The following is an 11,826-nucleotide window of genomic DNA, read 5'->3' as shown; positions in this document are numbered from 1 at the left end:
AAGCAATGAGTAAAAAGGTAGAAGAAATAGGAAATCAGTATACCTCCGATAAAAATCGAAAAAGGCAACGACAACAAAAGAAAATGCGTGTTGTTAGACGAAGAGTAACTGTATTCGGTGGGATATTATTAGCGATTATAATTATTCTATCCATCATGCTTGTCGTCCAAAAACAAAGCAATGATAAAGCAGCAGTTGAGCGTAAACATAAAGAGGAACAGTTTCAGAAAAAGCAAGACGAGGAAATCGCATTAAAAGAAGAACTTAGTAATTTAAATAATAAAGACTACATAGAGAAAGTAGCAAGAGACGATTATTACCTGAGCAATAAAGGTGAAGTTATTTTTAAATTGCCTAATAATGATGATTCTAAGTCTAAATCCTCTAATGACAACTGATAACATTAAGGATAATCGTTTTTCTTAAATAAGAATGAATTATCTGGTTTTATAGCATTGTGAAAATATTAAAACAGGAATATAATAAGGTTAAAATCGAATCAAAATCGGGAGGATTTATTTAGAATATGTCAATCGAAGTAGGAAACAAGCTAAAAGGTAAAGTTACTGGTATCAAAAAATTTGGTGCATTCGTAGAGTTACCTGAAGGGAAAAGTGGCTTAGTTCATATCAGTGAAGTGGCTGATAACTATGTTGAGAATGTTGAAGATCACCTATCAGTTGGAGACGAAGTTGAAGTTAAAGTCTTATCTATTGCAGATGACGGTAAAATTAGCCTTTCAATAAAAAAAGCAAAAGATCGCCCTCGTAGACCACAACATAAATCAAATCACAATAGATCACCACAACAAAAAGGTGAAGATTTTGAAAAGAAATTAAGCAATTTCTTAAAAGATAGTGAAGATAAATTAACATCTATTAAACGACAAACTGAATCAAGACGTGGCGGTAAAGGTTCAAGACGCTAATTTATAATATATTACTTATATAATAATTGGTAATAGCAAAGGTAACATTCACAGTAAGATAAACAATTGTCGTCCTATCGAATTGCCCTTTATTTTATGTAAGATATGTTATTTTTGCGGGGTGGAACTTAAAATTCAACAATGAATTTTAGTTCCACTCTTTTTTTGATGACTACATTGCAATATTGCAATAAGGTATATTCATGTTATTAAGGAGGTCTTTGTGTTGAAAGTTAATACGTCACTATGGAACAATACTGAACATATTGTGATTGCTGTTTCGACAGGTGTAGATAGTATGTCACTCTTCCACAATTTACTTTCACAATCATCTCGTACTTATAAACAATTGACCTGTCTTCATGTTAATCATGGCTTACGAGAAGCATCACATAAGGAAGAAGCGTTTATAGAAGCATTTTGTAAACAATATGAGATAACTTGCTATGTAAAGCATTTGAATTTAACGGATGTAGTAGCGCAAGGGAAGAGTATACAAGCTGATGCTCGACAATTGCGTTATGAGTGGTTTGACGAAATGATGAAAAGGTTAGATGCAGATGTATTACTTACAGCACATCATTTAGATGACCAGCTAGAAACAATCTTCTATAGACTATTTACTGGACGTTCTACACGAAGTACTCTAGGGATAGATGTTCAATCAATTCGTAATCATTACACAATATGTCGGCCATTACTTGAAGTTTCAAAAGAAGACATACGCGACTATCAGCACAAATATCAAGTTCCTTATTATGAAGATAGCTCAAACAGTGACAATAAATATGTTAGGAATGACATTCGCAATCGACTATTACCAGCGATTAATCAAAATGCAGATCTTGATAGTACGCATTTACTAAAATTGAAACGTTGGCATGATATTCAATTACAGGAGAGTCGAAAAAAAGCCCAATCCTTTATAGAGAATGATTGTCTAATTAATAAAAATGGAACTCAAATACAATTTTCACGAAATGCATTTAATCAACTTGATGATATAGCTAAAATGATATTGTTAGATCAGCTCTTCGAACAACTGCAGTTGAATAAGGCATTTTCAGAGAAACAATATCATGAATGGTTTCATCAGATTAGTAATCAAATCGCACAATTTGAGATATCCCTCACTGAAAAATGGATAATTCAAATAGCATATGATAAATTTATTATATTGGCGAAAAATGAGCCGTCATTATTAGATAATCAAATCGTGAATGATGCAGATACATATCGTTTCGGACATTATCTCGTTGTTATACATCCGACGATTCCTAAACAACAATTACCATTATTGATACGAACTCGCCACAATGGAGATAAAGTCGAACTAAATGGACAAAAAGGTCATAAAAAAGTGAGTCGTTTGTTTATAGATCACAAAATTCCAAATGATGTGCGCATGCAAATGCCATTAATTGAAGATCAATACCATCAAATTATTGCTGTAGGTAATTTATATATTGCTAAAGCATATAATCAACATATAGAAATCAAAAAAATTGGAGATGAATAACGAATGAAAGACGATTTAAAAGAAATATTGTTAACTGAAGAAGATATACAAAATATTTGTAAAGATTTAGGAGAACAATTAACTAAAGATTATAAAGATAAACCACTTGTATGCGTGGGTATTCTAAAAGGTTCTGTTATGTTTATGGCAGACCTAATTAAACGCATCGACACACATTTAGCAATTGATTTTATGGATGTTTCAAGCTATCATGGCGGAACTGAATCAACTGGTGAAGTTCAAATCTTAAAAGATTTAGGTTCATCTATTGAAAATAAAGACGTCCTAATCATTGAAGATATTTTAGAAACAGGTACAACATTGAAATCAATTACTGAATTATTGCAATCACGTAAAGTTAATTCACTTGAAATTGTTACATTACTGGATAAACCAAATCGTCGTAAGGCTGATATTGAAGCTAAATATGTTGGTAAGAAAATTCCTGATGAATTTGTTGTAGGTTATGGATTGGATTACGCTGAACATTATCGGAATTTACCTTATATCGGCACATTAAAACCAGAAATTTATAACAAATAAGTGAAATTCATTTAGATGTTAATATAATTAAATCGTGTTTAAGATATAATAACTATACTTAATAAATGAATTAGTGTAGACTCATTTTATATGCTTAAACACATTTTAAAAACTTATCGTTTTTTAGAGAATTTAAGTTTTAAAAAGTTTGATAACACAAGGATTTTGAAAAGTATTACAAAAGTTGAAATGCTAGCCTTTAAGAGAAGTGTTGTGTTACAATTTTTGTTAGCTTTATTATAGAAATAGGAGGAAATGACGCATGCAAAAAGCTTTTCGCAATGTGCTTGTTATCGCAATTATTGGCGTTATTATATTCGGCGTATTTTCTTACATAAATGGGAATGGCAATACACCGAAACAACTTTCCTATTCACAGTTTGTAGAGAAATTGGATAAAGGTGATTTAAAGACCTTAGAAATCCAACCTGAGCAAAATGTGTACTTGGTAAGTGGTAAAACAAAAAATGATGAAGATTACTCTTCAACGATTTTATACAATAACGAAAAAGACTTACAAAAAATTACAAATGAAGCAAAAAGCCAAAAAGGACTAGATTTTAAAGTTAAAGAAGAAGAGAAACAAAGTGTCTTCGTAAGTATGTTGACAACATTAATTCCTGTATTAATTATTGCTTTCCTATTCATTTTCTTCCTTAGCCAAGCACAAGGCGGCGGCGGTGGCGGTCGTATGATGAACTTTGGTAAATCCAAAGCTAAAATGTACGATAACCAAAAACGTCGTGTACGATTCTCAGATGTCGCTGGTGCAGATGAAGAAAAACAAGAATTAATTGAAATAGTAGATTTCTTAAAAGATAATAAGAAATTCAAACAAATGGGTTCAAGAATACCTAAAGGTGTATTACTTGTAGGCCCTCCTGGTACAGGTAAAACATTACTAGCACGTGCCGTAGCTGGTGAAGCGGGTGCACCATTCTTCTCAATCAGTGGTTCAGACTTTGTTGAAATGTTCGTTGGTGTCGGTGCAAGCCGTGTGCGTGACTTATTCGAAAATGCGAAAAAGAATGCACCATGTATTATCTTTATCGATGAAATTGATGCAGTAGGACGTCAACGTGGTGCAGGTGTTGGTGGCGGTCACGATGAACGTGAACAAACGCTTAACCAATTACTAGTTGAAATGGATGGTTTCGGTGAAAACGAAGGTATTATCATGATTGCTGCAACTAACCGTCCTGATATCTTAGACCCAGCGTTACTACGCCCTGGTCGTTTCGATAGACAAATTCAAGTTGGCCGTCCAGATGTTAAAGGTCGTGAGGCTATTCTTCATGTACACTCTAAAAACAAACCACTTGATGAAACTGTCGACTTAAAAGCTATTTCACAAAGAACACCTGGCTTCTCAGGGGCAGATTTAGAGAATTTATTAAATGAAGCATCTTTAATTGCTGCACGTGAAGGTAAAAACAAAATTGACATGCGTGATATCGAAGAAGCTACAGACCGTGTTATTGCTGGTCCAGCTAAAAAATCACGTGTCATTTCAGATAAAGAACGTAATATTGTAGCTCACCATGAAGCGGGTCATACAGTTATCGGTATGGTACTCGATGAAGCAGAAGTTGTTCATAAAGTAACAATTGTTCCTCGTGGACAAGCTGGTGGTTACGCAATGATGTTACCTAAACAAGATCGTTTCTTAATGACAGAACCTGAATTATTAGATAAAATTTGTGGTTTATTAGGTGGTCGTGTATCCGAAGATATCAATTTCCATGAAGTATCAACTGGTGCATCAAATGACTTCGAAAGAGCAACTCAAATCGCACGTTCTATGGTTACTGAGTATGGTATGAGTAAAAAACTTGGACCATTACAATTCTCATCTAGCGGCGGTGGACAAGTATTCTTAGGTAAAGATATGCAAGGTGAACCTAACTATTCTGGTCAAATCGCTTATGAAATTGATAAAGAAGTTCAACGTATTATTAAAGAACAATATGAACGTTGTAAACAAATCTTATTAGACCATGAAAAAGAACTTAAACTTATCGCTAAAACATTGTTAACAGAAGAAACATTAGTAGCTGAACAAATCCGTTCATTATTCTATGATGGTGTATTACCTGAAGTAGATTATGATGCTGCTCGTGTTGTTAAAGATGAAGATTCTGACTATAGCGAAGGTAAATATGGTAAATCTTACGACGATATCCGCGAAGAACAACTAGAAGAAGGAAAAGAAGACATGCGAGAAGATCGTAAAGAAGATAATGACATGAATCGCGAACGTAGACATCGTCAAAGAGATGATAGAGATAATCAAACAGGACATGATCAATTACGTGACGGTTCAAATGGAGACAATGATCAACATCGTGGACATTCAAATAATGAAGAAGACACAGGTCATGAACAATCTCCAAATATTGACAAACCATATAATCCAAACGATCCAAACAACCCTAGCAATAGATAAGTTTAAACTGGATTATTATCTCCTTTGAGTAAGGCAATTCCCCTTAGTCAAAGGAGATTTTTTAATATGTAGTGATCGTCAAAGAGACAATATTAGAGTTGAAAGCAAGTTACTTCATATTCTTATTAAACAAGTGTAGAATAAGTATCCTTAAAGGGAAAATATAGAAATAATTGAAAGATTAAAGTATAAATAATATCAATATAAAAATAAATGTACTAAAGGAGTTTATAAGGATGACACATGATTATATCGTTAAATCACTAGCTTTCGATGGAGAAATACGTGCGTACGCTGCGCTAACAACTGAATCAGTGCAAGAAGCACAAACACGTCATTATACTTGGCCAACAGCTTCAGCTGCTATGGGCAGAACAATGACAGCAACTTTATTAATGGGTTCGATGCTTAAAGGTGAACAAAAATTAACAGTAACAGTTGATGGTAAAGGACCTATTGGAAGAATCATTGCGGATGCAGATGCTGAGGGTAATGTACGTGCGTATGTGGATAAACCACAAACGCATTTTCCATTAAATGAACAAGGTAAATTAGATGTTAGACGAGCAGTTGGTACAGACGGGTCCATCCAAGTTGTGAAAGACGTTGGTATGAAAGATTATTTCTCAGGTGCAAGTCCGATTGTATCAGGTGAATTAGGAGAAGACTTCACATACTATTTTGCGACAAGTGAACAAACACCTTCATCAGTTGGTTTAGGTGTGTTAGTAAATCCTGACAATTCTATTAAAGCTGCTGGAGGATTTATTATTCAAGTAATGCCAGGCGCTAAAGATGAAACTGTAACAAAATTGGAAAATGCTATAAATAATATGCAACCCGTTTCTAAGTTAATTGAACAAGGATTGACACCAGAAGGTATTTTGAATGAAATTCTTGGTGAAGATAACGTTCAAATCTTAGAAACTATGCAAGCTCAATTTGAATGTAACTGTAGTCATGAGAAGTTTCTAAATGCAATTAAAGGTTTAGGAGAAGCTGAAATCCAAGATATGATTAAAGAGGATCATGGCGCGGAAGCTATTTGTCACTTCTGTGGTAATAAATATAATTATTCAGAAGCTGAACTTGAAGACCTATTAGCTTCAATGAATGCATAATTAAAAATATACTAAAGGCGATAAACCATCACGTGTTTATTGCCTTTTTTATAGGGAAACTAAAATAATGTAAAAGTAAAATGTAACTTCAATCCTAAAATAAGAGAATTAGCTTTGTCTTTTTAGAAAATTCTGATAGAATATAGTTATATCCGATAAAAAAACTAAGTTTTAAATATGAAAGTTAAAGGAGCGTTTTTTCAATGGCACAAAAACCAGTAGATAACATTACTCAAATTATTGGAAATACACCGGTAGTAAAATTAAGAAACGTTGTAGATGAAGATGCAGCAGATGTATACGTAAAATTAGAATATCAAAATCCAGGTGGTTCAGTAAAAGACCGTATCGCATTAGCTATGATCGAAAAAGCTGAAAAAGAAGGGAAAATTAAACCAGGTGATACGATTGTAGAACCAACAAGTGGTAACACAGGTATCGGTTTAGCTTTCGTATGTGCAGCTAAAGGTTATAAAGCAGTATTTACAATGCCTGAAACAATGAGTTCTGAACGTCGTAACTTATTAAAAGCTTATGGTGCAGAATTAGTTTTAACACCAGGTTCAGAAGCTATGAAAGGCGCTATTAAAAAAGCAAAAGAATTAAAAGAAGAGCATGGTTACTTCGAACCACAACAATTCGAAAACCCAGCAAACCCTGAAATTCATGCGTTAACTACAGGCCCAGAATTAGTAGAACAATTTGAAGGTAAACAAATTGACGCTTTCTTAGCAGGTGTAGGTACAGGCGGTACTTTATCTGGTGTAGGTAAAGTCTTAAAAGAAAAATATCCTAATGTTGAAATCGTTGCTATAGAGCCTGAAGCATCACCAGTATTAAGTGGTGGTGAGCCAGGACCACATAAATTGCAAGGTTTAGGTGCAGGGTTCGTACCGGATACTTTAGATACAAATATTTATGATAGTATCATCAAAGTAGACAACGATACAGCTATGGAAACATCACGTCGCGTTGCTAAAGAAGAAGGTATCCTAGCAGGTATTTCTTCTGGTGCTGCAATTCATGCCGCAATTCAAAAAGCTAAAGAATTAGGTAAAGGTAAAACAGTTGTAACAGTATTGCCAAGTAATGGTGAACGTTACTTATCAACACCTTTATATTCATTCGATGATTAATTTGTAATTAATATTTAAACGCTAGGGAAGCTTGTTATTGCTTCGCTAGCGTTTTCTTTTTTGGAAAATGAATATCTTATTTTAAATTATTAAATGTTTTGCATGCTTCATCAGCGATTATAAACACTGAAATGTTTAGAAAATGAGTGTATCATTATGATGTGACTATTAAGCAAAAGTAGACATTGTTCTACATATCATTTTCAAAAAGAACGAAGGGTGACGTGACAAGAATGACTAAAACAAAAATTATGGGAATATTGAATGTAACACCTGATTCATTCTCTGATGGTGGTAAGTATAATTCAGTGGATAAAGCGGTCAAACGTGCTAAAGAGATGATAGAAGAAGGTGTGGATATCATTGATGTCGGTGGCATTTCTACACGACCAGGATTCACAGAAATTATTTCAACGGAAGAAGAGATTGAGCGTGTAGTTCCTGTAGTGAAAGAACTTGCAAAATTAAATATTCAACTTTCAATAGATACATATCGTAGTGAAGTAGCGGAAGCGTGCTTAAAATTGGGTGCAACGATGATCAATGATCAATGGGCAGGGTTATATGACCCTAAAATACTTGATGTTGTGGCTTCTTACGATGCTGAAGTTGTATTAATGCATAATGGTGACGGACATCGCGAACAACCAGTTGTTGAAGAAATGCTATTATCACTTATTACTCAAGCGAACAAAGCAGAAATGGCCGGAATTCCAAAACATAAAATATGGCTAGACCCTGGAATTGGATTTGCCAAAACACGTGATGAAGAAAATGAAGTAATGGCACGTTTAGATGAACTTGTAGCAACTGAGTATCCTGTTTTATTAGCAACGAGTCGAAAACGTTTCATTAAAGAAATGATTGGTACAGAAACTAAAGCGTTAGAACGTGATGAGGCGACAGCTGCTACAACAGCTTATGGTATAATGAAAGGCGTCAAAGCTGTGCGTGTACATAATGTGCAATTAAACGCTCGATTAGGTCAAAGTATGGATTTCTTAAAGGAGAATGAAGATGAACGACACAATCTTTCTTAATGGTATGAGATTTTACGCATACCACGGTGCCTTACCTGCTGAAAACGAGATAGGTCAAATTTTTGTAGTAGATGTTACGTTGAAAGTGAATTTAGAAGAAGCCGGCCAATCTGATAAAGTAATCGACACTGTACATTACGGAGAAGTGTTTGAAGATGTTAAAGCAATCGTTGAAGGTCCACCATGTAATTTAATCGAACATCTAGCTGAACGTATTGCAAAACGTATAAATTCACACTATAATCGTGTAATGGAAACGAAAGTCAGAATCACTAAAGAAAATCCACCTATTCCAGGTCACTATAATGGTGTAGGTATAGAGATAGTGAGGGAGAATCGTTAAATGGTACAAGCGTATTTAGGTTTAGGAAGCAATATTGGTGATAGGGAACAGCAATTACAAGAAGCTATTAAAATAATTGACAGTATTGAAGGCATTACTGTGACTAAAATCTCTCCAATATATGAAACTGCACCAGTAGGGTATACCGAGCAGCCTAATTTTTTAAATTTGTGTTTAGAAATTGATACAGAATTGGAGCCTAAAGAACTTCTTAAATATTGCTTAGAAACCGAACAACGATTACACCGAGTTAGAGACATTCGTTGGGGTCCAAGAACATTAGATGTCGATATTTTATTATATGGGGATAAGGTTATAGAAGAAGATGACCTTGAAGTTCCCCATCCGCGAATGAGTGAACGTGCTTTTGTGCTAATACCATTAAATGATATTGCACCAACACAAATTGAACCTCGTTCAAAAACTCGTATCTCTGATTTAGTCATACCAGATGACACAGTGAAGAAATATAAAGGTTAAGTAGTATTAATTATGTATTTAATTAATATTATTGAAATGCGAAAATAGTGATGATCATACTTTGAAAGTGATACATGTAATGTCAATTTTGTAAAACAATACAATTAAGTAACACTACATTAGTAATATGATATCCTATAAGTAATTTAGAAATAATCCATGGAATAATTTTCATTGAAATGAAATTTAAAGGAGAGAAAGTTATGTCAGAAGAAATGAATGACCAAATGCAGGTCCGTCGTCAAAAACTACAAGAATTAATTGATTTAGGAATCGACCCATTTGGAAAACGTTTTGAGCGCTCAGCTACTGCTAGTGAACTAAAATCACAATGGGATGAATTCTCTAAAGAAGAATTACATGATAAAGAAGATGAAAGTCATGTTTCGATTGCCGGACGTTTGATGACTAAACGTGGTAAAGGTAAAGCTGGTTTCGCACATGTCCAAGATTTGACTGGTCAGATTCAAATTTACGTGCGTAAGGACCAAATTGGCGAAGAAGATTTCGACAATTTATGGAAAGGTGCAGACCTAGGCGATATTGTTGGTATTGAAGGTGTAATGTTCAAAACAAATACTGGCGAGCTATCAGTAAAAGCTAAGACATTCACTTTATTATCTAAAGCGCTTAGACCTTTACCTGATAAGTTCCATGGTTTACAAGATATTGAACAACGTTATCGTCAACGTTATTTAGACTTGATTACAAATCAAGATAGTACTCAAACATTTATTAACCGTAGTAAAATTATTCAAGAAATGCGTAATTACTTAAATAAACAAGGTTTCTTAGAAGTTGAAACACCAATGATGCATCAAATTGCAGGTGGTGCAGCAGCACGACCATTTGTTACGCACCATAATGCACTAGACGCTACTCTTTATATGCGTATAGCAATTGAATTACATTTAAAACGATTAATTGTTGGTGGCCTTGAAAAAGTCTATGAAATTGGACGAGTATTCCGTAACGAAGGAGTATCAACACGACATAATCCAGAATTTACTATGATTGAATTATATGAAGCATACGCTGATTACCACGATATCATGGATTTAACTGAATCTATGGTAAGACATATCGCTCAAGAAGTATTTGGTTCTGCAAAAGTTCAATACAATGAAGAGGAAATTGACCTAGAGTCTGCCTGGACACGCCTTCATATTGTAGATGCAGTGAAAGAAGCTACAGGTGTAGACTTCTATCAAATTAAATCTGATGAAGAAGCAATCGCTGCAGCTAAAGAACATGGTATTGAAATTACTAATAATATGAAATATGGTCATATCTTAAATGAATTCTTTGAACAAAAAGTTGAAGAAACGTTAATTCAACCAACATTTATTTATGGACATCCAATTGAAATCTCGCCTTTAGCGAAGAAAAATCCAGAAGATCCTAGATTTACAGACCGTTTCGAGTTGTTTATCGTAGGTAGAGAACATGCGAATGCATTCACTGAATTAAATGATCCAATTGATCAACGTGAACGTTTCGAAGCACAACTTGTTGAAAAAGCACAAGGTAATGATGAAGCGCATGAAATGGATGAAGATTATATTGAAGCTTTGGAATATGGTATGCCTCCAACAGGTGGTTTAGGTATCGGTATCGATCGCTTAGTTATGTTGTTAACTGACTCTCCATCTATTAGAGACGTATTATTATTCCCTTACATGAGACAAAAATAGATTAAATTAAATATTAGAGATTGAGATAAAGTTTAGGGTTTATTCAAATGTTAACCTAATATATCTCAATCTCTTTTTTTATTTTGAGCCAGTTATTGTTAATAAAAGAGGCAAAAGGAATAATTAGTTTTCGATTTATATAAAATTAAGGGATTAAATATATTGGTGTGATAAAGGGTTATTATCAAAGGGAGAGTTACAAAAGTAAAAAAGAGTAGAGAAGTTATTATAAAACAATATAAAAAAGTGTAGTCAATATGCTTGCGATGTGCTAACATAGTAAAAGTGTTCAAAGAAGCGGAATCGACAAATAATAAACTTGTTAAATAAAAAAAGTTTTAAAAATTAGTTGACTTTGCTTTTTGAATGTTGTAAGATATAAAAGTCGTCGAAAACGAAAGTTAATTTTGTAAAATACTTGTAAAGATAACTTTAACAAAGTGTAAAATTAACTATTGAAAATTAAAATAATCGACATTATAATTAATTGAGTAAGTTATTGTCTGGTGACAATGGCAAGGAGGTCACACCTGTTCCCATGCCGAACACAGAAGTTAAGCTCCTTAGCGCCGATGG

The 11,826-nt window shown here is 33.9% G+C and carries 11 protein-coding genes and 1 rRNA gene; all 12 read left to right on the top strand.

All coding sequences use genetic code 11. The annotated features are described in order from the left end of the window. Positions 1–5: 5 nt before the first annotated feature. A complete protein-coding gene (gene divIC, locus AC1RRU_RS10120; protein WP_033079893.1) occupies positions 6–398 on the top strand; it encodes a cell division protein DivIC in 393 nt (130 codons plus the stop codon). A gap of 128 nt (positions 399–526) precedes the next feature. Next, positions 527–928, top strand: a complete 402-nt coding sequence (locus AC1RRU_RS10115) for a S1 domain-containing RNA-binding protein (protein ID WP_011276753.1) — start codon at positions 527–529, stop codon at positions 926–928. Between the two features lie 226 nt (positions 929–1,154). Then, complete coding sequence (gene tilS / locus AC1RRU_RS10110) at positions 1,155–2,447, top strand: tRNA lysidine(34) synthetase TilS (RefSeq protein ID WP_029376683.1); 1,293 nt, start codon at positions 1,155–1,157, stop codon at positions 2,445–2,447. Between the two features lie 3 nt (positions 2,448–2,450). Beyond that, complete coding sequence (gene hpt / locus AC1RRU_RS10105; protein ID WP_011276752.1) at positions 2,451–2,990, top strand: hypoxanthine phosphoribosyltransferase; 540 nt, start codon at positions 2,451–2,453, stop codon at positions 2,988–2,990. A gap of 262 nt (positions 2,991–3,252) precedes the next feature. Beyond that, positions 3,253–5,436, top strand: a complete 2,184-nt coding sequence (ftsH, locus tag AC1RRU_RS10100; protein WP_011276751.1) for an ATP-dependent zinc metalloprotease FtsH — start codon at positions 3,253–3,255, stop codon at positions 5,434–5,436. Between the two features lie 236 nt (positions 5,437–5,672). Further along, a complete protein-coding gene (gene hslO / locus AC1RRU_RS10095) occupies positions 5,673–6,557 on the top strand; it encodes an Hsp33 family molecular chaperone HslO (protein ID WP_011276749.1) in 885 nt (294 codons plus the stop codon). Positions 6,558–6,760: 203 nt separating this feature from the next. Continuing rightward, the gene (gene cysK, locus AC1RRU_RS10090; protein WP_016931263.1) at positions 6,761–7,693 is read left to right on the top strand and encodes a cysteine synthase A; all 933 of its coding nucleotides are present in this window, start codon (positions 6,761–6,763) and stop codon (positions 7,691–7,693) included. Positions 7,694–7,926: 233 nt separating this feature from the next. Next, positions 7,927–8,733, top strand: a complete 807-nt coding sequence (gene folP, locus AC1RRU_RS10085; RefSeq protein WP_053035167.1) for a dihydropteroate synthase — start codon at positions 7,927–7,929, stop codon at positions 8,731–8,733. After that, positions 8,711–9,076, top strand: coding sequence for a dihydroneopterin aldolase (folB, locus tag AC1RRU_RS10080; protein WP_016931261.1), 366 nt, complete (start codon positions 8,711–8,713; stop codon positions 9,074–9,076). Before folP ends, folB begins: the two co-directional genes overlap by 23 nt. After that, positions 9,077–9,556 (top strand): 2-amino-4-hydroxy-6-hydroxymethyldihydropteridine diphosphokinase, encoded by a 480-nt coding sequence (folK, locus tag AC1RRU_RS10075; RefSeq protein WP_011276746.1) that lies wholly within the window; start codon positions 9,077–9,079, stop codon positions 9,554–9,556. A 203-nt stretch (positions 9,557–9,759) separates the two neighbouring features. Then, the gene (gene lysS, locus AC1RRU_RS10070; RefSeq protein WP_011276745.1) at positions 9,760–11,250 is read left to right on the top strand and encodes a lysine--tRNA ligase; all 1,491 of its coding nucleotides are present in this window, start codon (positions 9,760–9,762) and stop codon (positions 11,248–11,250) included. A gap of 502 nt (positions 11,251–11,752) precedes the next feature. Then, positions 11,753–11,826: ribosomal RNA gene (gene rrf / locus AC1RRU_RS10065) — 5S ribosomal RNA — on the top strand; the annotation flags it as partial.

It is taken from the genome of Staphylococcus sp. GW821-FHT11H10 (assembly GCF_058807855.1).
This window is presented reverse-complemented; position numbering and strand designations above follow the sequence as displayed.